Raw genomic sequence first — 21,054 nt, 5'->3', positions numbered from 1 at the left:
ACTGCTTCATTGCCTGTGCGGCTTCAATAACCTAAAGGTGGTTCGGATGGCACAAAATTCTTTGCGTCTCGTAGAGGATAAATCGGTGGATAAAAGCAAGGCACTGGAAGCGGCGCTCTCCCAGATCGAACGGTCGTTCGGCAAGGGATCGATCATGAAGCTCGGTTCCAATGAAAATGTGGTTGAGGTGGAGACCGTTTCGACGGGTTCGCTCAGCCTGGATATCGCGCTCGGCATCGGCGGTCTGCCGAAGGGGCGCATCGTTGAGATTTACGGTCCGGAAAGCTCGGGTAAAACGACGCTGGCGCTGCAGACAATAGCGGAAGCCCAGAAGAAGGGCGGCATCTGCGCCTTCGTCGATGCCGAACATGCGCTCGATCCGGTCTATGCCCGCAAGCTTGGCGTGGATTTGCAGAGCCTGTTGATCTCGCAGCCGGATACGGGCGAGCAGGCGCTTGAGATTACCGATACGCTGGTGCGCTCCGGCGCGGTGGATGTTCTCGTGGTCGACTCCGTTGCGGCGCTGACGCCGCGGGCGGAAATCGAAGGCGAGATGGGCGACAGCCTGCCGGGTCTTCAGGCGCGTCTGATGAGCCAGGCGCTGCGCAAGCTGACGGCTTCGATCTCCAAGTCGAAGTGCATGGTCATCTTCATCAACCAGATCCGCATGAAGATCGGCGTCATGTTCGGTTCGCCGGAAACGACGACCGGCGGTAACGCTCTCAAGTTCTACGCCTCGGTGCGTCTCGACATCCGCCGTATCGGCGCGGTCAAGGAACGTGAAGAGGTTGTCGGCAACCAGACGCGCGTCAAGGTCGTCAAGAACAAGATGGCGCCGCCCTTCAAGCAGGTGGAATTCGACATCATGTATGGCGAAGGCGTTTCCAAGACCGGTGAGTTGGTCGATCTCGGCGTGAAGGCCGGCATCGTTGAGAAATCCGGCGCATGGTTCTCTTATAACAGCCAGCGTCTGGGGCAGGGGCGTGAAAACGCCAAAACCTTCCTGCGCGACAATCCGGATACGGCAAACGAGATCGAACTGGCGCTGCGCCAGAATGCCGGCCTGATTGCGGATCGTTTCCTGCAGAATGGCGGTCCTGATGCCGGCGATGACGGCGACGGTGACGAGGGTTGATCCTGTCGTTGAGTTTCAGGAATCCGATGCAGGTTCGCCTGTCTTGATGTGAATTGATTGAACAAAATGGGCCGTGCGATTTCTGTCGTGTGGCCCTTTTTGTTTGTCGGTACGCCTTCACCGGTCTCCATGGCTGGACAGGGCTGGATACGGACGATAAAAGCCATTGATTTTGCAATATAGCCATCGTTGCCGATGGCGGTGATGGACTCCAGTTGTGAGCGGTGTGTGGGCATGAGCGGTGTAAATGAAATTCGGTCGACCTTCCTCGACTACTTCAAGAAGAACGGACACGAGATTGTGCCCTCCAGCCCGCTGGTGCCGCGCAACGATCCGACGCTGATGTTCACCAATGCCGGCATGGTGCAGTTCAAGAACGTCTTTACCGGTCTTGAAAGCCGTCCCTATTCCACCGCGGCATCCGCGCAGAAATGCGTGCGCGCTGGCGGCAAGCATAATGACCTCGACAATGTCGGTTATACTGCCCGCCACCACACTTTCTTCGAAATGCTCGGCAATTTCTCCTTCGGCGATTATTTCAAGGAAGAAGCGATCACCCATGCCTGGAACCTGATCACCAAGGAATACGGCATCGACCGCAACCGTCTGCTGGTCACGGTCTATCACACCGACGACGAGGCCTTTAACCTCTGGAAGAAGATTGCCGGTTTCTCCGACGACCGCATCATCCGCATCCCGACCAGCGACAATTTCTGGGCGATGGGCGATACCGGTCCGTGCGGCCCCTGTTCGGAAATCTTCTATGATCACGGCGATCATATCTGGGGCGGCCCGCCCGGCTCGCCGGATGAGGATGGCGATCGCTTCATCGAAATCTGGAACCTCGTCTTCATGCAATATGAGCAGGTGACGAAGGAAGAGCGCATCGACCTGCCGCGCCCGTCGATCGACACCGGCATGGGGCTGGAGCGTATTTCTGCGCTGCTGCAGGGCAAGCATGACAATTACGATACGGACCTGTTCCGTGCACTGATCGCCGCTTCCGTCGAAGCGACCGGCGTTCCCGCCGAAGGCGAAAAGCGCGCCAGCCACCGCGTCATCGCCGACCATCTGCGCTCGTCCGCCTTCCTCATTGCCGATGGCGTGCTGCCGTCCAATGAAGGGCGCGGTTATGTTCTGCGCCGTATCATGCGCCGCGCCATGCGCCACGCCGAACTTCTCGGCGCGCGCGAGCCGCTGATCTACAGGTTGCTGCCGTCGCTGGTGCAGCAGATGGGCCGCGCCTACCCGGAACTGGTTCGCGCCGAGGCGCTGATCTCCGAAACGCTGAAGCTTGAGGAAACCCGTTTCCGCAAGACGCTGGAGCGCGGCCTGTCGCTGCTGTCCGATGCCACTTCGACGTTGCACAAGGGCGACATGCTGGATGGCGAAACCGCCTTCAAGCTCTATGACACCTACGGCTTCCCGCTCGATCTGACGCAGGACGCGTTGCGCGCCCGCGAAATCGGCGTCGATATTTCCGGCTTCACCGATGCGATGGAGCGTCAGAAGGCGGAAGCCCGCTCGCATTGGGCCGGCTCCGGCGACAAGGCGACTGAGACAATCTGGTTCGAGCTCAAGGAAAAGCTCGGCGCCACCGAGTTCCTCGGTTACGACACGGAAACGGCAGAGGGCGTTGTGCAGGCGATCGTCAAGGACGGCAAGGCTGTCGAAAGCGCTGCGGATGGTGAGGCCGTTCAGGTCGTCGTCAACCAGACGCCGTTTTATGGCGAGTCCGGCGGCCAGATGGGCGATACCGGTGTTATCACCGGCGATAATGGCGCCTTTGCCGTTTCCGATACCCAGAAGCGGGGCGAAGGCCTCTTCGTCCACATGGGCACCGTTTCCAAGGGTGGCCTGAAAGTGGGCGACGCCGTTCAGCTGACGGTCGATCATGACCGCCGCTCGCGCTTGCGTGCCAACCATTCCGCCACTCACCTGCTGCATGAGGCGCTGCGCGAAGTGCTCGGCACCCATGTCGCGCAGAAGGGGTCGCTGGTCGCGCCCGAGCGCCTGCGCTTTGACGTCTCGCATCCGAAGCCGATGTCGGCCGAGGAGTTGAAGGTCGTCGAAGAAATGGCCAACGAAATCGTGTTGCAGAACTCGCCAGTCGTCACCCGTCTGATGAGCGTCGATGACGCCATTGCCGAGGGCGCTATGGCGTTGTTCGGCGAGAAATACGGCGATGAAGTTCGTGTCGTTTCGATGGGCACTGGCCTGCATGGCGCAAAAGCCAACCGTCCTTATTCGGTCGAACTCTGCGGCGGTACGCATGTGGGCGCGACCGGCCAGATCGGTCTCATCCGCATCCTCGGTGAAAGCGCCGTCGGTGCTGGCGTTCGTCGTCTCGAGGCTGTCACGGGGCAGGGCGCGCTTGCCTATCTTTCTGAACAGGATGAGCGAGTGAAGGCGCTGGCCTCGTCGCTGAAAGTTCAGCCGGGCGATGTTCTGTCGCGCGTTGAAGGCCTGCTGGACGAGCGCAAGAAGCTTGAGCGTGAGCTTGCCGATGCCCGCCGCAAACTCGCCATGGGCGGCGGCTCGGCGGATGCCGGCGCAAGCGACGTCAAGCAGGTCGCGGGCGTCAACTTCCTGGCAAAATCCATGTCTGGCATCGATGCCAAGGATTTGAAGGGTCTTGCCGATGAGGCCAAGGCTAATCTCGGCTCCGGCGTCGTGCTGCTGATTGCCGTTTCCGAAGACGGCAAGGCAAGTGCTGTTGCGGCCGTGACCGAAGATCTGACGGGCCGTTTCAGCGCCGTCGATATCGTCCGCACCGCTTCCGCCGCCCTCGGCGGCAAGGGTGGCGGCGGCCGCCCTGATATGGCGCAAGCCGGCGGCCCTGACGGCGCCAAGGCGCAAGATGCCATCGAAGCGGTGGCGGCGGCACTGGCTGCCTGATGCGAGAAAATTGAAGAGGGCGGGGCTTTTACCCCGCCTTTTTAATTACGGTTTCAAGCCGTCCGGCGCACAATAGTGGCCTATGCGGGCTTTCCCGTCTTATCCCGTCGCCTGCAAGTCCTTCGCTGCCTCTTCGTCAAGCTGGGCGGCGCGCTTGAAGGCCGGTCGGTCAGTGAGATGCGCCATGTATTCCAGAAACGCCGGGCGTTTTTCGATCGTGCCGAAATGCAGCCCCCAACCGACATGCGCGCCGACATAGACATCCGCGGCGGTAAAGAGATCACCGGCGATGAAGCGGTTTTCACTGACCGCGCGTTCGAGCGTATTCATCACATCCGCATAGCTGCCGCAGCCGGCCATGCGCAACTTCTCCTTGGACACTTCAAAACCCATGGCCTTCATGCTTGCCGCCATTTCCAGGGGGCCGGCGGCGAAAAACATCCAGCGGTAATAAAGGCCGCGCGCCTTCGGCGTCGGGGCAAGGTTTGCGCCCGGAAAGGCGTCAGCCAGATAAGCGCAGATCGCCGCCGCCTCGGTGACGATGGTATCGCCGTGCTTGATCGCCGGCACCTTCGCCATCGGGTTTATCAGCCGGTAGGCGGGCGATTTCATCGAGGTTTCGAAACCAAGTATTTCGGTCTTATAGGGAACGCCCACTTCCTCGAGCATCCATCGCGCAATGCGCCCGCGCGACATGGGATTGGTGTAGAAGATCAGTTCACTCATGCTTTTGCCTCCCCAAGCAAAATCGCCGAAGCATCGTGTAAAACCCAACAGAATTTCATGCCTGCGCTTCGCATTTTATGTCCGCAACATCCCTCGCATATTCCCTGGGGCCGCATGGACGTTACGGTGAATGGTTGACTGTGCCGGGCAAGTTATGTGCAAGTAGATGCTGTTTAATCTTAGTCTTATTGTTGTGCTGGCCCTAAACACGCGGAATCAAATTTGCGCCTAGTGCAACGGCTAATCAAGGTGCCGTGAACAAAAAAGAAACCTGGTATTGCGCCGGACTTCTTTCTCCTATTTCGGCGCCTCTGGCACTCGATGATGTTTGTTCGCTATCTAGTTGTCCATTTCGTTTCTACTGGACTGACGTTTCTTCTATACCGTGCAAATAAAAAACCCGGCGCTGAGGCCGGGTTTTGAAGTCTCGGGGAAAGCAGGCTTAAGCCGCCATCGCCTTCTTGAGGTTTTCGTCGATCTTGTCGAGGAAAGCGGTGGTGGAAAGCCAGGGCTGGTCCGGTCCGATGAGCAGCGCCAGGTCCTTGGTCATGAAGCCGCTTTCGACGGTATCGACGCAGACGGTTTCGAGCGTTGCCGCGAACTTTGCCAGTTCCGCATTGTCGTCCAGCTTGGCGCGGTGGGCGAGGCCACGGGTCCAGGCGAAGATCGAAGCGATCGAGTTGGTGGAGGTTTCCTGACCCTTCTGGTGCTGGCGGTAGTGGCGCGTGACTGTGCCGTGCGCAGCTTCGGCTTCGACCGTGCGGCCATCGGGCGACAGCAGAACCGAGGTCATCAGGCCGAGCGAGCCGAAGCCCTGGGCGACCGTGTCGGACTGAACGTCGCCGTCATAGTTCTTGCAGGCCCAGATGTAGCCGCCGGACCACTTCAGCGCGGAAGCGACCATGTCGTCGATGAGGCGGTGCTCATAGGTGATGCCGGCTTCGTCGAACTGCGCCTTGAACTCGGTCTGGTACACTTCCTCGAAGATATCCTTGAAGCGGCCGTCATAGGCCTTGAGGATGGTGTTCTTCGTGGAGAGGTAAACCGGCCACTTGCGCATCAGGCCATAGTTCATGGAGGCGCGGGCGAATTCGCGGATGGATTCGTCGAGGTTGTACATGGCAAGCGCCACGCCGGCGCTCGGGGCGTCGAAGACGTCTTTTTCGATGACCTGGCCGTCTTCACCGACGAACTTGATCGTCAGCTTACCCTTGCCGGGGAACTTGAAGTCGGTTGCCTTGTACTGGTCGCCGAAAGCGTGACGGCCGACGACGATCGGCTTCGTCCAGCCGGGAACGAGGCGCGGAACGTTCTTGCAGATGATCGGCTCGCGGAAGATGACGCCGCCCAGAATGTTGCGGATGGTGCCGTTCGGGCTCTTCCACATCTGCTTCAGGCCGAATTCCTCGACGCGCTGCTCATCGGGGGTGATGGTGGCGCATTTGATGCCGACGCCATGCTTCTTGATGGCGTGTGCCGCATCAACGGTGACCTGGTCGTTGGTGGCGTCGCGGTTTTCAACCGAGAGATCGTAATATTCGATGTCGAGATCGAGGTAAGGCAGGATCAGCTTGTCCTTGATCAGCTGCCAGATGATACGGGTCATTTCGTCGCCGTCGAGATCGACGACCGGATTGGCTACCTTGATCTTTGCCATGAATTCCTCACCTTCGAAGCTGTGGCGCCGGATGGCGCCGGTATCCGGAAAAATATCCGGTGCGGCTATAGCATCGCGCGCGCCTGAGGCAAAGCCATTGGGGGCGCTTTTTTGGCGCAGCGCAATAACGCTTTACGCATTGCCAAACCATAACGCCGGAATACAGTCAGGCGAATCGCTTCGCCCGTCTCTGGGCCTCTACCGGGATAACACCATGCGGAAAATTCTGCTTCTGACTGCCGCCGTCCTCTTTTCCCACAGCGCGCTCGCCGCCGGGCCGGCCGATCCCGTTCAGAAGGTGATGGATATCACCGTGAAGAACTGGTCCGGCGATGCGGAAAACTGGAAATATATTTTCGACGAGGACATGCTGACCAGCCTGTTCAGCAAGGATTTCGTCGCGCAATATCGCGAAGCGTCCAAAAAGCCGGCTTACGAGGCCGAAAGCGGTGAGACCGGCGATCCCTTCGGTTACGATGTCGTGACGAACTCGCAGGATGGCTGCCCGCTGGCCGATGTTTCCGTGACGCCGGGCGCGGTCAAGGACGGCGTGACGGACGTGACGGCGAAATTCAAGCTCTGGGCCTGCATGGATGAGGCGGAGATGAAGGCGACGGTTGACGAAGTTCATTTCGATGTCGTCGAGGAAGACGGCCGCCCTGTCATCAGCGATATTCACCGGGTTGGCGATGAGGGCAGGGATTCGCTGCGCGAAGAGATGGCAACGATCATCAAGGGAGAGCAATAAGGGGCGTCTTTGCCAGCGGGGCGGGTCCGAGCTTTCTCCGCGCCGGCTTTGATTTTGGCGTCGATCTGTGCCAGTGAAGCGCGCTTTAGCGCGTCGGGCTGAAAATCTATGCGACGCTTCAACAAACGGACAAAAGACGATGGCAGGCACAAACAGCGATCTCGAACTTGTGGCGGAAGGCCCGGCGATCATTCTCGTCGAACCGCAGCTTGGCGAAAATATCGGCATGGTGGCGCGGGCTATGGCCAATTTCGGCCTGGCCGAATTGCGGTTGGTCAATCCGCGTGACGGCTGGCCGAGCGAGAAGGCGCGCGCCGCGGCCTCCAAGGCCGACCACGTCATTGACGGAACAAAGGTGTTCGAGACGCTGGAAGAGGCGATCAAGGATCTCAATTTCGTCTATGCCACAACCGCGCGCGAGCGGTACGGTTTCAAGCCGGTGCGTGCGCCCGTTACTGCCGCCGATACGCTCAGGTCAAAATTCAAGGCTGGCGAAAAGACCGGCATCCTGTTCGGGCGCGAGCGCTGGGGCCTGACCAATGAGGAGGTGGCGCTGGCCGACGAGATCGTGACATTTCCGGTCAATCCCGCCTTTGCCTCGCTCAACATCGCACAGGCTGTGCTTCTGATGTCCTATGAGTGGATGAAGTCAGGCATGGACGATCTGGGAGAGACGCTGTTCCAGTCCGTCGAGCAGCGGCCTTCGACCAAGGAGCAGGTTTTCGGCCTGTTCGAACATATCGAGGAAGCGCTGGATGCGCGGGGTTATTTCCATCCGGCTGAAAAAAAGCCGAAAATGGTCGACAATCTGCGCGCCGTGCTGTCGCGACGCGGTTTTTCCGAGCAGGAGATCAGCGTTTTCCGCGGCGTGATCAATTCGCTCGACCGTTTCCCGCGGCAATGGCCGAAGAAGACGGGCCGGGCTGCAGGGCCGTCGGCTGAGGGAGCAGGGGAGAATGCTGAAGACGAGTGAGGCGGCGGCCGATGTGATGAAACCGGTGCTGGTGTTCGATTCCGGCATTGGCGGGCTTACCGTGCTGCGCGAGGCGCGCGTGCTGATGCCCGAGCGCGGTTTCATCTACGTGGCCGACGATGCGGGTTTTCCCTATGGCGGCTGGGAAGAGGAGGCGCTGAAAGCCCGTATTCTCTCGCTCTTCGAGACGCTGCTGCAGGATTACAGCCCCGAAGTCTGCATCATCGCCTGCAACACCGCCTTCACGCTTGCGGGTGCCGATCTTCGCGCCCGCTTTCCGGACATGACCTTCGTCGGCACCGTTCCCGCCATCAAGCCGGCGGCCGAGCGGACCCGCTCCGGCCTCGTTTCCGTGCTGGCGACGCCCGGCACCGTCAAGCGGGCCTATACGCGCGATCTCATCCAGTCCTTCGCCACGCAATGCCATGTTCGTCTTGTGGGGTCGGAAAATTTGGCGCGCATGGCGGAAAGCTGGATCAGAGGTGAACCCGTGCCCGACGAGGCGGTGCTGGCCGAAATCGAACCTTGCTTCATCGACAGCGATGGCAAGCGTACCGATATCGTCGTTCTCGCCTGCACCCATTACCCCTTCATGGCCAATGTGTTCCGCCGGCTGGCGCCATGGCCGGTGGACTGGCTCGATCCCGCCGAGGCGATTGCGAGGCGGGCCCGCCATCTGGTGCCGCTGCCACAGGATGCGGAGCATCCCGACGGTTTCGACTTTGCCGTCTTCACATCAGGCAAGCCGGATTTTGCCACGCGGCGGCTAATGCAGGGTTTCGGTCTCAGCGTTTCCGCTACCTGATCACCTGTTGCATTTTTGCATCGCCACTATTCGTCTTTTGCAATTCGAGATTGCGACCTCTTGTCGCGTCTGTTTTCCTGTGTAAGATGCATCTCGTCTGTAACCGCAAGAACTGGAGGCGTGGAATGAGCAATGACATGAATATGCGCCTTAATGGCATGTCAGGCCCCTTTGGCGTGATTGTCGGCGGTTATGTGATGCGAGGCATCTCCCTCCGATAAGGCTTATGGCCTGATTCCCCAGCCGTTTGGCATTTTCACTTCGTCTGACATGTGACTTGCGCGTCCGCGTGGCATGCGTGCTGCGCGCGTCGTTTCGTCCTGTCGTTTTCCATCGATAAAGGACCTGGCCGCTTTGCCGCGCCGGGATGGATTTCCCATGCAAAATGATCAACCATTGGTAGCATATGCGCTGCCGGATGCGGTGGACCGTCTGTTCGTCACATTCGGCGTCTGGAAGACCCTGAAGACGGTCGTCTTCGCGGCTGTCGTGCCACGCGCGCCGCCGACCGATCCTGCCGATCTGCCAGAGCGCCTTCTGGTCGATATCGGCCTTGACCCGTCGCGGGTGAAGCGGCGGCGGGATTGGGAGGTTCCTTACTGGGCGCCCCGGTTTTGATTGGCAAAGGCCTCTCCGGCAAAGAAATGTCGGGGAGGCTTCGTCGTCGAATTACGCCCGCTGGCAAACCACGAAATGCAGGCGGCCGCGACGCGATCTGCGAAAAATCCTGCTTGATGCGGAGTTTTTTCCGTGGCTTGCTCCCCCAATATGAGACAGGAGACTCATCATGCCGATAGAAAACTGGCTGGCCTTCGTGGCCGCATCTGCCATCATGCTCGCCATTCCGGGACCGACGATCCTTTTGGTGATTTCTTATGCGCTGGGCCACGGCCGCAACGCCAGCACGGCGACGGTGACGGGTGTGGCGCTCGGCGATTTCACCGCCATGACGGCCTCGATGCTGGGACTTGGCGCGCTGCTTGCCACGTCGGCTGCACTTTTCACCGGTCTGAAATGGATCGGTGCGGCTTACCTCATCTATCTCGGCATCAAGCTGTGGCGTTCGCCGGTTGGTGACGCGGCGGAAAACACGGGCGTGACGGGACGCGAAAAGCCGCTTAAAATCTTCCTGCACGCCTATATCGTCACGGCGCTGAACCCCAAGAGCATCGTATTCTTCGTGGCCTTCCTGCCGCAGTTTCTGGTGCCGACATTACCCTTCTGGCCGCAGGTGCTGATTTTCGAAGCGACCTTCCTGGTGCTTGCCACCGTGAATGCGGCGCTTTATGGACTTCTGGCAAGTGCCGCCCGTAATACGATCCGCAAGCCGAAGGTTCAGCGCATCGTCAACCGTACGGGCGGCGGTCTCCTTGTTGGCGCCGGTCTCATTGCCTTTGGCTGGAAGAGGGCGGTCGCGCCGTAAGGCACATCTCGATCGCCTGAAATTCGGACATAACAAAATGGCATTGCCGCATATATTTCTCGCCCTGATCACCGTGTTTTTGTGGGGCTTCAACTTCGTTGCCATCAAGATCGGGGTTACGGACATGCCGCCCCTGTTTCTGACGGGGGTGCGTTATCTTGTTGCGGCGGTGCCCCTGGTGTTCTTCCTGCCGAAACCCAATGTGCCGTGGCGACATATGGTCGTTTACGGCATGGCGATGGGTTTCGTGCAGTTCGGCCTGCTTTATCCCGCCATCAAGCTCGGCCTGCCGGCCGGTCTTGCGTCGCTCGTCATGCAGTCGCAGGCTTTCTTCACGCTGGCGCTTGCCGTGGTGTTTCTGGGCGAACGGCCGTTGCCGTCGCAGATTCTTGGCGCACTCATCGCTTTTGGTGGGCTGGCGGTCATCGGTGTGGAGCGCATGACGGCGGCAGGGTTGGTGCCGCTTCTGATGGGCGTCGGTTCCGCGATTGCGTGGGCCTGCGGTAACATCGTCAATCGCCGCATCGGGCAGGTCAATGCGGTGTCCTTCATTGCCTGGACCAGCCTTGTGCCCGTTCTGCCGCTGATCCTGCTTTCACTGGTCGTGGAAGGGCCGGAAGCGATTGCCGAAGGAGTGATCAATGCGACGCCGACCATGGCTCTCGTGGTGATCTATATGGCCTATGGTGCAACCATCGTCGGCGCGGGCATCTGGAGTTATCTGCTTCTGCGGTATCCCGCCGGAACGGTGGCGCCGTTTTCGCTGCTGGTGCCTGTTGTCGGGTTCATCAGCGCCTATCTGGCTTTTGCAGAACACATCACCGTTTTCGAAATCATCGGTGCGGCGCTGGTCATTCTCGGGCTGGCACTTAACGTCTTCGGTCGGCGCATCGGCATTGCACGCTTCTGGGTCAGGTCTCCGCAGGGCTGAGCGTGAATTGCCTGTGCATTATCGGCACGGATGAGACGCAAGAGCCGATTTTTTGGTAAAGAGCATGTTCGGCCGTCCTCTAGGGAATCGGCCGGTTGAGATGCAGCACGAGGAATGGAACATTGCAGGTCGGTATCGACATGGGGACCCTATCGGGCGGGCAGCAGGCCAAGCTCGATATCGAGGAATTGCTTGCGACGCGTTTGCTGGTGCAGGGCAATTCCGGTTCCGGCAAGTCGCATCTGCTGCGGCGGCTGCTGGAGCAATCGGCGCCATGGGTGCAGCAGGTCATTATCGATCCCGAGGGCGATTTCGTCACGCTTTCCGACAGGTTCGGCCATGTGGTGGTCGATGGCGAGCGCACGGAAGCCGAGCTGGCAGGTATTGCCAACCGCATCCGCCAGCACCGTGTCTCCTGCGTGCTGACGCTGGAAGGGTTGGATATCGAGCAACAGATGCGGGCCGCCGCCGCCTTCCTCAACGGCCTGTTCGATGCGGACCGTGAATTCTGGTATCCCGTACTTGTCGTGGTAGACGAGGCGCAGATGTTTGCGCCCTCCGTCGCCGGCGAGGTGACTGAGGATGCGCGCAAGGCGTCGCTGGGCGCCATGACCAATCTGATGTGCCGCGGCCGTAAACGCGGTCTTGCCGGCGTCATCGCCACGCAGCGCCTCGCCAAGCTTGCCAAGAACGTCGCGGCGGAAGCCTCGAACTTCCTGATGGGCCGAACCTTCCTCGATATCGACATGGCGCGTGCCGCCGATCTGCTCGGCATGGACCGTCGCCAGGCGGAAATGTTCCGTGATCTCCAGCGTGGCAATTTCGTGGCGCTCGGGCCGGCGCTGTCGCGCCGTCCGCTGCCAATCGTCATCGGGGCGGTGGAAACCTCGGCGCGGTCCTCTTCACCGAAGCTGATGCCGCTACCGGATGCCCCGCAGGATGTCGAAGACCTTATCTTCACGCCTGATCCGGAAGAGTTCACGCGCGCAGCCGTGCGCCGTACACCCCCCGCGCCGCGTCCGACCACCGATATTCTGGCAGAGCTCTCCCGTTCCACACCCGCTGCCGTTGGCCCTTCACCGGAGCAGTCGCCGCGTGCAGGCCAGCCGGAGATGACACCGGAGGAGCGTGAGGAAAAGATCGGGGCGGTTCTCGTCGAAATTCTCGACGACCCGCAATCGGCCTATCGCACGGATGCCGTGCTTTATCAGGATTTTCTGGTGCGCGCCCGCATGCGCCGCATTCCCGGCACCCCGATGACGCTTCCCGAATTCCGCCGACAGGTGGCGATTGCCCGCTCCGGCGTGGATGCGGCGATGGCGGCAAGCGAAGGCTGGGAGAAAGCGCTGGAATTGTCGATGTCGGTCTCCGACGATCTGCAGGGTGTTTTCCTGCTGCTGGTCAAGGCCGCACTTGGTGAAGAGCCCTGCCCCTCGGATGCCCGCATCGCCCGCGCCTATGGCACCCATTCCGCCCGCCGCGCCCGGCGGCTTCTCGGTTATTTCGAGGAGAAGGAGCTTGTGGTGGTGCATGCCGATTTCTCCGGCAAGCGCATCGTGGCGTTTCCCGATCTCGACGCGAAGACCGCACCCGGCGATGCGGATGCGGCTGAGGATGATGCCAGACTGGCAGCAGAGTGAGGTTGCGGCAGGTTTCCCTGCCGCTTGCCGTTGGAAGCTTTACTCGATGGCCTTTTCTTCCTTCCGCGTCGCGATCAGCGAACCGATAATGCCGGTTGCGAGGATGGCGACGGTGACGCCGAGAGAGACGGCGGGCGGGATCTTGGCGATGCCGAGCATGTCTGCCACGAAAATCTTCGAACCGACAAAGACCAGAACCGCAGCCAGCGCGTATTTCAGATAAGCGAAGCGGTGGATGAGGGCGGCGAGCGCAAAATAGAGGGCGCGCAGGCCGAGGATCGCGAAGATGTTCGAGGTATAGACGATAAACGGATCGGTGGTGATCGCGAAGATCGCCGGGATCGAATCGACCGCGAAGATGAGGTCGGCGATTTCGACCATGATGAGCGCCAGGAAGAGCGGCGTCACGAAGGTTTTCAGCTTGCCGGTGGCCTCATCGGTTTCCTTGACGAAGAATTTCTCGCCATGCAGCCTGTTTGTCACCGGAAGGTGGCTGCGCAGGAATTTCAGGATGCGGTTATTGCCGATATCCGATTCATCATGGTCGGACGAAAACAGCATCTTGAGGCCGGTGAAGACGAGGAAGGCCGCGAAGAGATAAAGCACCCAGTGGAAGTTTTCGACGATGGCAGCACCGCCGGCGATCATGATGCCGCGCAGAACGATCACGCCGAGGATACCCCAGAGCAGCACGCGGTGCTGATATTGGCGGGGAATGGCGAAATAGGAGAAGATCATGGCAATGATGAAGATATTGTCCATCGCCAGGCTTTTTTCGACAACGAAGCCGGTGACATATTCCATCGCCGACTGTTCGCCGGATTGATACCAGATCCAGCCGCCAAAGGCCAAGCCGATGACGATATAAAAGCCCGACATCAGCAGGCTTTCACGAACGCCGATTTCCTTGGAGTTTTTGTGCAGCACGCCGAGATCGAGCGCGAGCAGGCCAAGCACGAGGGAAATGAAGACAGCCCACATCCATGTGGGGGTGCCGAGAAAATCCGATAGAAGAAAGTCCATCAGTCAACCTTTAGCCGGACGAGGTTGGCTTTACGGATGGGGAACGTGCGTCAAAAATATACGTGGCCCCAACCTTAACAAACTCGACATCACGTGTTGTCCGGTAACACGCCAGAGGGGCCCGAGTTCTGATCACGACGAAGAGATGGGTGGGCACTGTCGCTTTTCAAGAGGATACTTCATAAAAAAGCGAAAGGGCTTGTTTGACAAAACCGTGAAAGCTCTGTAGAAGCCGCCCCAACGCCGGGCAGTGATGTCCGGTGTGTTTTGTTGACTGCCCTGCAGTTTAAGAACTGACGTTCGGCGGTCAATATCACCGACATGTCCCGTGGTTTCTCCATTTGCATGTGAGAAGCCTGTCAGAGGCCCTGAAACGGGCCTCAGAGGAGGGCGTGTTTCCTTAAACCGGTCTGGCAACAGATCGGTATAACCTTTTGAGAAGGAAATACGATGAGCAAGCGCGAATCGGCTAAGTATAAAATTGACCGCCGCATGGGCGAAAACATCTGGGGCCGTCCGAAGTCCCCGGTTAACCGCCGCGAATACGGCCCGGGCCAGCACGGCCAGCGCCGCAAGGGTAAGATGAGCGACTTCGGCACGCAGCTGCGCGCCAAGCAGAAGCTCAAGGGCTACTACGGCGAACTGCGCGAAAAGCAGTTCCGCGCCACTTTCGACGAAGCAAACCGTCGCAAGGGTGACACTTCCGAAAACCTGATCGGCCTGCTCGAGTCGCGTCTGGACGCCATCGTCTACCGCGCCAAGTTCGTTCCGACCGTTTTCGCATCGCGCCAGTTCATCAACCATGGCCACGTCACGGTTAACGGCGTTCGCGTCAACATCGGTTCCTACCGCTGCAAGCCGGGCGACGTCATCGAAGTTCGCCAGAAGTCCAAGCAGCTGGTTACGGTTCTCGAAGCCGTTCAGCTCGCAGAGCGCGACGTTCCGGACTACATCGAAGTTGATCACAACAAGATGGTTGCGACCTATGCTCGCGTTCCTTCGCTCTCCGACGTTCCGTACCCGGTCGTCATGGAACCGCATCTGGTCGTCGAATTCTACTCGCGTTAATCGACGCGTTTCAGTATTCAGAAAGCCGCCCTTCGGGGCGGCTTTTTTGTTGGTTGGGGAAGGCTTTGCATGCAAGACATTCAGGGTATCGTCGATTCCATCTATGACAGCATGCTGCCGAGATTGGGTGAGGGGAAGGTTGCGGATTACATTCCCGAACTCGCCAAGGTCGATCCCAACCAGTTCGGCATTGCCATCACCACTGTCGATGGAACCACCTATACGGCCGGCAATGCGCTAACGCCGTTTTCGATCCAGAGCATTTCCAAGGTCTTCATGCTGACGCTGGCGCTCGGCAAGGCCGGTGAGACGGTGTGGAACCGGGTAGGGCGCGAGCCTTCAGGCTCTTCCTTCAACTCCATCGTCCAGCTGGAGCACGAGCACGGAATCCCACGCAATCCCTTCGTCAATGCCGGCGCCATCGTGGTGACCGATATCGTGCTTGCCGGCCACCAGCCGCGCGAGGCTATCGGCGAGCTTCTGCGTTTCGTGCGTTATCTCGCGGATGACGATACGATCAGCATTGACGACACGGTGGCGAAATCCGAGCAGGCGACGGGGTTCCGCAATTTTGCGCTCGCCAATTTCATGCGCTCCTTCGGCAATCTGCACCATCCCGTGGAATATACGCTCGGCGTTTATTTCCACCAGTGCGCGCTGTCGATGACCTGCGCGCAGCTTTCCCGCGCCGGGCTGTTTCTTGCCAATCGTGGCCGCAACCCGCTGACGGGGCATACAGTTGTGTCGGACCGGCGGGCGCGGCGTATCAATGCGCTGATGCTGACCTGCGGCCATTATGACGGATCGGGCGATTTCGCCTATCATGTCGGCCTGCCGGGCAAGAGCGGTGTCGGCGGCGGCATCATGGCGGTGGCGCCGGGCAAGGCTTCGATCGCCGTCTGGTCGCCGGGTCTCAACAAGGTCGGAAACTCGGCGCTCGGGTCACAGGCGCTGGAATTGCTGGCAACGAAAACCGGCTGGTCGGTATTCGGGGCTTGATCTTGCCGGCGGATGGGGGCATTGCCTGCATGAAGAACGGCAGTCGTGCCGGAGCGAGCGGATGATGAACATTCTCACCAGGATCGATGACATCGCGGAGAAGGTCGGGGCAGATCAGGAACCGCCGGAAGAGAGCGGTAACTCGCACCCGCTGTTCGACAACGCGCCGCGCTCGGTCTCGTTCAACAAGCTGCGCAAGCGGCTGCTGCGCAACGTCCGCCAGGCCTTTGAAGATTTCGGCATGCTGAAGGGCCAGAAGCGCTGGCTGGTCGGCCTTTCCGGCGGCAAGGACAGTTACGGTCTTCTGGCGCTGCTGCTCGATCTCAAATGGCGCGGCCTTTTGCCGGTGGAACTGGTCGCCTGCAATCTCGATCAGGGCCAGCCGAATTTTCCAAAGCATGTCCTGCCGGAATATCTGGCGAAGATCGGTGTGCCCCATCGCATCGAATATCGCGACACCTATTCGGTGGTGAAGGAAAAGGTGCCGTCCGGCGGCACCTACTGTTCGCTCTGTTCGCGGCTCAGGCGCGGTAATCTCTACCGCATCGCGCGGGAGGAGGGTTGCGACGCGCTGCTGCTCGGCCATCACCGCGAGGATATTCTCGAAACCTTCTTCATGAACTTCTTCCATGGCGGCCGTCTGGCCGGCATGCCGGCGAAGCTTTTGAATGACGAGGGCGACCTGATGGTCATGCGCCCGCTCGCCTATTGCGCCGAGGAAGATATGGCGAAATTCGCGGCGGCGATGGAATTCCCGATTATTCCCTGCGACCTCTGCGGCTCGCAGGACGGGCTTCAGCGCAATGCCATGAAGGAGATGCTGGCCGACATCGAGCGGCGTATGCCGGGCCGCAAGGACGTGATGCTGAGGGCGCTTGCCCATGTCAATCCGTCGCATCTGCTCGATCCCAAGCTTTTTGATTTTTCGGCGCTTTCTGTCACCGGGGCGTCACCTGAAGAGCGTAGGGAGGCCAACTCCCCCTTATGAAGAAGCGCCCCGCCCGATGACCCTTTCCGACAAAGATATCGATTTTCTTATTTCCACCGTTGCCGCTGCCGGCGCAAATGAAATTCTTCCCCGCTTCCGAAACCTGAGCGCCGGTGCGATCTCCGAAAAGACCTCGGCCGTCGATCTGGTCACCGAGGCCGATGTTCTGGCGGAAAAGGCGATCACCGCTGCTCTCCTTCAGCGATTTCCGAAGGCCCATATCGTCGGCGAAGAGGCCTATGAGACGGACCAATCCGTCATTCCAGCCCTTGCCGATGCGCCGCTTGCCTTCGTGATCGATCCCATCGACGGCACTTTCAATTACGCTTCCGGTTTTCCCGCTTTCGGCACGCTGCTTGCGGTCACCGTCAAGGGCGAGACGGTGGCGGGCATCATCCACGATCCTGTCATGGGCGATACCATCGTTGCCCTGAAAGGCGAGGGCGCGTTTCTCAACCGCAGGAACGGTTCGCAGGCGAAGCTCAGTGTTGCCGATCCCGCGCCATTGTCCGATATGGTCGGCATCTTTTCCTGGGGCCACAGCCATCAGGATCGCCGGCCGGTGATTGCCGCCAATATGGCCAAGATCAAGATGGCGCTGTCGCTCAACTGCTCGGCACATGAATATTGGCTCGCCTCGGCCGGCAAGCTGCATTTCATCGGCCATGAAAAGCTGATGCCGTGGGATCATCTCGCCGGCGTGCTCATTCATCAGGAGGCGGGTGGCTACACGGCCCGTTTCGACAATACGCCCTATCGGCCGGGACAAACGGAGGGCGGCATCCTATCCGCCCCCGACAAGGAAAGCTGGAAGATGCTGCGACGGGAAATCGTCGCCTTATAACATCACGCCCAAATAGAAGGATATCGCCCATGGCTCTCGAACTCGACATCGCCTCTCTTGCCAATGCGCTTCAGGAGGCGGCGGCAGTGGAAATCTTACCAAGGTTCCGCAATCTGGGCGAAGGCGATGTACGGATGAAGACCGAGGCGATAGACCTCGTCACCGAGGGCGACGAGGCCGCCGAGCGGTTGATCCGCGCCCGCGTTCAGGAGATCATGCCTGACGCCCTGTTCATCGGTGAAGAGGCGGTGGCGGCGGATGCCTCGCTGCTCGGCAAGCTTGCCGATGCCGATCTGGCTGTGGTGGTCGATCCCATCGACGGCACCTATAATTTTGCTTCCGGCCTGCCGCTCTTCGGCGTGATGATGAGCGTCATTTCCAAGGGCGAGACCGTTGCGGGGCTGATCTTCGACCCCATGGGCAACGACTGGGCGATTGCCGAAAAGGGCTCCGGCGCATGGCTGTGCAGCGCCGATGGTTCGCAGACGCAGATGTCGGTCGTGCCGGCGCCGGAACTGTCGCAGATGGTCGGCATCGCCAATACCGGCTATTTCGAGGTGGAAACACGGCGCAAGATCCTGATGAATCTGGCGGATGTGCGGCTCTTCACCAGCTACCGTTGTGCTGCGCACGAATATCGCCTGTTCTGCGGCGGCCACATGCATTTCCTGATGTACAACAAGCTGATGCCCTGGGACCATCTGGCCGGCACGCTGCTGTCGCAGGAAGCGGGCGCCTATGCGGCGCGCCTCGACGGCTCCCCCTATCTGCCGAGCCATGTGGATGGCGGGCTGCTGCTTGCGGATGACCAGCAGACATGGGAGCTGCTGCGGGAGAAGATTTTTACGGTTTGAGGTGGCGTGACAAGGTTGCGGCTTGATGGTGGACATCATCTACCTCACCTCCGTCATCCTCGCCCTTGAGGCGAGGATCCACAGGCGGTCGAAGCGATGGATCCTCGGGTCAAGCCCGGGGATGACGCCAAGAGTGGGGAATGGGTGCTGAAACTGGCCGACGCTGAGTGTTACGCCAGCCGTCAATCAAACAAAAAGGGCGCGGAACAGAATTCCGCGCCCTTTTCTTTTTCAACCGGTGTTACCGTGTCGGCTTGTTATGCGCCTGAAACAGCATGCCCTTTTCGCCGATCAGCACGAAGATCAGGCCGATGATGGAGACCACGAAAAAGCCTGCCACCATGGGCAGCGCAGTGCCGTTAAACGCCTGGCCGATGGCCGCACCGATCAGCGAACCGCCCACGGTTCCCATGAAACCGATAACGGAAGAGGCGGTGCCGGCGACATGGCCGAGCGGCTCCATGGCGAGCGAGTTGAAGTTCGAGCCGATCCAGCCGAACTGGAACATGGCAAGCGCAAAGAACACGATGAAGATGGCGAAAGGCATCGGCTCCGGCCCCAGCACCTGCACCACCAGCCAGACGAAGGTGATGGCGATGAAGCCCAGCAGCGATCCGTGCGACAGCTTGCGCATGCCGAACCGGCCGACCAGCCTGGCGTTGATGAAGGATGAGAAGGCCATGAACAGGGCAACGCCCGCAAAGGCCGCCGCAAACCATGCGCCAAGGCCGTATATGCCCTTATAGACCTGCTCAGCCGAGTTGATGAAGCCGAACAGCGCGCCGAAGATGAAGGTGCTGGAAAGCGTATAACAGAGCGCGATACGGTTGGTGAGCACGATCTTGAAGCCGCCAAGGATCGAACGAGCCGTGAAAGGCCTGACGTCATCAGGATGCAGGGTTTCCGGCAGGCGGAAATACATCCAGGCCGTCACGATGGCAGCAATTCCGGCCATGAAGGCGAAGATCAGGTGCCAGTTGCCGAAAAAAAGCACGATCTGACCGGTGCCGGGCGCGATGACCGGAACAACCATGAAGACCATCATGATCAGCGACATGACTTCCGCCATCTGGCGGCCGCCATAGATATCGCGCACGATCGAGATGGTGATGACGCGCGTTGCTGCCGAACCGATGCCCTGAATGAAGCGCAGGAACAGCAGGCCCGCAAAGGACGGCACGAAGACGACGGCAACGGCTGAAACGATGTAGATCGCAAGGCCGAAAAGCATTGGCTTGCGACGTCCGAAACGGTCCGAGATCGGTCCGTAGACGAGCTGGGCTATGCCCAAGCCGAGAAGATAGGTGGAGATGACGTACTGGCGATGGTTCTCATTTTCCACGCCCAGCGAGGCGCCGATTTCCTGAAGACCGGGTAGCATGATGTCGATGGCGAGCGCATTCATTGCCATCAGCATGGCTGCCAGCGCAATGAATTCCGTACGCCCCATCGAGCCTGCGCGCGAAGCGGTGGATTGTGAAAGTTCTGTCACAGGATTGCCCCAAAAAGAACGGCAAAGGCGTTGCATGAAGCAACGCCTGGCATAAATTTCTGACAATCAGGGTGGGCCGGATGAACCGGCCGAAATCAGGCCGCGCCGCGGACGCTGATACCCTGTTCTTGGAAGTGGCTCTGCAACTCGCCCGACTGGAACATCTCTCTTACGATGTCACAGCCGCCGACGAATTCGCCCTTGACGTAGAGCTGCGGGATGGTCGGCCAGTTGGAATAGTCCTTGATGCCCTGACGGATGTCCGCATCGGCAAGCACGTTGACGCCCTTGTAGTCGACGCCGAGATAATCGAGGATCTGTACCACCTGGCCGGAAAAACCGCATTGCGGAAATTGCGGGGTGCCCTTCATGAAAAGAACGATGTCGTTGCTCTTCACTTCGCTGTCGATCATGTCGTGAATGCCGCTCATAGGCCTATTCCTTTCACATGCGGTTCAAGGCCGCTGCTTTCTGTTAGCCTCTAAATAACATGTCGCGCCGTGATTTCCACCCGGGGGAGCGTAAAAAATGCGTCTCGATGGCATGGCGTGACGGGGGAAATCCGGCCTGCGGCTTTTTATTTATACCGCTGCCGGCTGCGGGCAGCGGCGGTGCGCTTTTTGCTGACCTGTTTCCGGGCGGGTTTCGGTTTGACGGCGGCCTTGATTGCGGCTTCCAGCACGGAACCGAGGATACCGCCGGCCGCAGAGCCAGTACTTTTCGTCCGGCGCGTGCGGCGTGTCTTGCGGATGCCGGATTTGGTAAGCACTTCGGCGAGAGCGCCTTTGACGACGCCGTTGAGCAATTGATCGACGATGCCAGACAAATTTCCCTCACCGATAAATAAATC

20 protein-coding genes are annotated in these 21,054 nt (G+C 59.6%); 14 read left to right on the top strand and 6 right to left on the bottom strand.

The features are described 5' to 3' along the window. The first annotated feature begins 46 nt into the window (after positions 1-46). Positions 47-1,135 carry a recombinase RecA gene (gene recA / locus PL597_RS17460; RefSeq protein WP_269827070.1) on the top strand — a complete coding sequence of 363 codons (1,089 nt, stop codon included), beginning with the start codon at positions 47-49 and terminating at the stop codon, positions 1,133-1,135. A 234-nt stretch (positions 1,136-1,369) separates the two neighbouring features. After that, positions 1,370-4,033 (top strand): alanine--tRNA ligase, encoded by a 2,664-nt coding sequence (alaS, locus tag PL597_RS17455; protein ID WP_269827069.1) that lies wholly within the window; start codon positions 1,370-1,372, stop codon positions 4,031-4,033. 99 nt (positions 4,034-4,132) lie between these two features. Here alaS and PL597_RS17450 read toward each other — a convergent pair whose 3' ends face one another. Beyond that, on the bottom strand, positions 4,133-4,759 hold the full coding sequence (locus PL597_RS17450) for a glutathione S-transferase family protein (RefSeq protein WP_077982014.1): 627 nt from the start codon (positions 4,757-4,759) through the stop codon (positions 4,133-4,135). A gap of 442 nt (positions 4,760-5,201) precedes the next feature. Then, positions 5,202-6,416 carry an NADP-dependent isocitrate dehydrogenase gene (locus tag PL597_RS17445; RefSeq protein WP_077982015.1) on the bottom strand — a complete coding sequence of 405 codons (1,215 nt, stop codon included), beginning with the start codon at positions 6,414-6,416 and terminating at the stop codon, positions 5,202-5,204. Positions 6,417-6,630: 214 nt separating this feature from the next. Here PL597_RS17445 and PL597_RS17440 point away from each other — a divergent pair, with 214 nt between their 5' ends. From PL597_RS17440 to PL597_RS17410, 7 genes are all read left to right on the top strand, one after another. Next, complete coding sequence (locus PL597_RS17440) at positions 6,631-7,164, top strand: hypothetical protein (protein ID WP_162520292.1); 534 nt, start codon at positions 6,631-6,633, stop codon at positions 7,162-7,164. Positions 7,165-7,303: 139 nt separating this feature from the next. Continuing rightward, positions 7,304-8,137, top strand: a complete 834-nt coding sequence (locus PL597_RS17435; protein WP_271365808.1) for an RNA methyltransferase — start codon at positions 7,304-7,306, stop codon at positions 8,135-8,137. Next, on the top strand, positions 8,121-8,942 hold the full coding sequence (gene murI, locus PL597_RS17430) for a glutamate racemase (protein ID WP_077982017.1): 822 nt from the start codon (positions 8,121-8,123) through the stop codon (positions 8,940-8,942). The genes PL597_RS17435 and murI overlap by 17 nt, the downstream gene beginning before the upstream one ends. A 378-nt stretch (positions 8,943-9,320) precedes the next feature. Continuing rightward, a complete protein-coding gene (locus PL597_RS17425) occupies positions 9,321-9,560 on the top strand; it encodes a hypothetical protein (RefSeq protein WP_080790437.1) in 240 nt (79 codons plus the stop codon). A gap of 169 nt (positions 9,561-9,729) precedes the next feature. Next, the gene (locus PL597_RS17420; protein WP_271365807.1) at positions 9,730-10,365 is read left to right on the top strand and encodes a LysE family translocator; all 636 of its coding nucleotides are present in this window, start codon (positions 9,730-9,732) and stop codon (positions 10,363-10,365) included. Positions 10,366-10,402: 37 nt separating this feature from the next. Beyond that, positions 10,403-11,296, top strand: coding sequence for an EamA family transporter (locus tag PL597_RS17415; RefSeq protein ID WP_077982020.1), 894 nt, complete (start codon positions 10,403-10,405; stop codon positions 11,294-11,296). A 122-nt stretch (positions 11,297-11,418) separates the two neighbouring features. Further along, positions 11,419-12,936: an ATP-binding protein gene (locus PL597_RS17410; RefSeq protein WP_162520291.1), complete on the top strand. Its 1,518-nt coding sequence runs from the start codon at positions 11,419-11,421 to the stop codon at positions 12,934-12,936. Between the two features lie 39 nt (positions 12,937-12,975). On the opposite strand, the gene PL597_RS17405 is transcribed toward PL597_RS17410, so the two are convergent. Then, positions 12,976-13,959 carry a TerC family protein gene (locus tag PL597_RS17405; RefSeq protein ID WP_077982022.1) on the bottom strand — a complete coding sequence of 328 codons (984 nt, stop codon included), beginning with the start codon at positions 13,957-13,959 and terminating at the stop codon, positions 12,976-12,978. A 450-nt stretch (positions 13,960-14,409) separates the two neighbouring features. Between PL597_RS17405 and rpsD the strand changes: the two genes are divergently transcribed. From rpsD to PL597_RS17380, 5 genes are all read left to right on the top strand, one after another. Further along, the gene (gene rpsD / locus PL597_RS17400) at positions 14,410-15,027 is read left to right on the top strand and encodes a 30S ribosomal protein S4 (protein ID WP_004442465.1); all 618 of its coding nucleotides are present in this window, start codon (positions 14,410-14,412) and stop codon (positions 15,025-15,027) included. Positions 15,028-15,096: 69 nt separating this feature from the next. Continuing rightward, positions 15,097-16,026 carry a glutaminase gene (locus PL597_RS17395; RefSeq protein ID WP_077982023.1) on the top strand — a complete coding sequence of 310 codons (930 nt, stop codon included), beginning with the start codon at positions 15,097-15,099 and terminating at the stop codon, positions 16,024-16,026. Positions 16,027-16,087: 61 nt separating this feature from the next. Continuing rightward, on the top strand, positions 16,088-17,014 hold the full coding sequence (ttcA, locus tag PL597_RS17390) for a tRNA 2-thiocytidine(32) synthetase TtcA (RefSeq protein WP_165691123.1): 927 nt from the start codon (positions 16,088-16,090) through the stop codon (positions 17,012-17,014). A gap of 16 nt (positions 17,015-17,030) precedes the next feature. Continuing rightward, entirely contained in the window at positions 17,031-17,858 is an 828-nt protein-coding gene (locus PL597_RS17385; RefSeq protein ID WP_269825066.1) for an inositol monophosphatase family protein, read from the top strand. A gap of 29 nt (positions 17,859-17,887) precedes the next feature. Beyond that, positions 17,888-18,712, top strand: a complete 825-nt coding sequence (locus PL597_RS17380) for an inositol monophosphatase family protein (RefSeq protein WP_271365805.1) — start codon at positions 17,888-17,890, stop codon at positions 18,710-18,712. A 241-nt stretch (positions 18,713-18,953) separates the two neighbouring features. Here the strand turns inward: PL597_RS17380 and PL597_RS17375 are convergent, their stop codons facing one another. The 3 genes from PL597_RS17375 to PL597_RS17365 form a co-directional block, all read right to left on the bottom strand. Next, the gene (locus PL597_RS17375) at positions 18,954-20,162 is read right to left on the bottom strand and encodes a multidrug effflux MFS transporter (protein WP_142911821.1); all 1,209 of its coding nucleotides are present in this window, start codon (positions 20,160-20,162) and stop codon (positions 18,954-18,956) included. 137 nt (positions 20,163-20,299) lie between these two features. Then, a complete protein-coding gene (grxD, locus tag PL597_RS17370; RefSeq protein WP_142911461.1) occupies positions 20,300-20,635 on the bottom strand; it encodes a Grx4 family monothiol glutaredoxin in 336 nt (111 codons plus the stop codon). Positions 20,636-20,781: 146 nt separating this feature from the next. After that, positions 20,782-21,030: a hypothetical protein gene (locus tag PL597_RS17365; RefSeq protein ID WP_142911460.1), complete on the bottom strand. Its 249-nt coding sequence runs from the start codon at positions 21,028-21,030 to the stop codon at positions 20,782-20,784. Between the last annotated feature and the right edge of the window lie 24 nt (positions 21,031-21,054).

Origin of the sequence: Agrobacterium sp. ST15.13.013, assembly GCF_027956525.1 — a bacterium.
Lineage (GTDB): Bacteria > Pseudomonadota > Alphaproteobacteria > Rhizobiales > Rhizobiaceae > Agrobacterium > Agrobacterium salinitolerans.
Note: the sequence above shows the minus strand (reverse complement) of the source record. Positions and strands in the feature narration are given on the sequence as shown.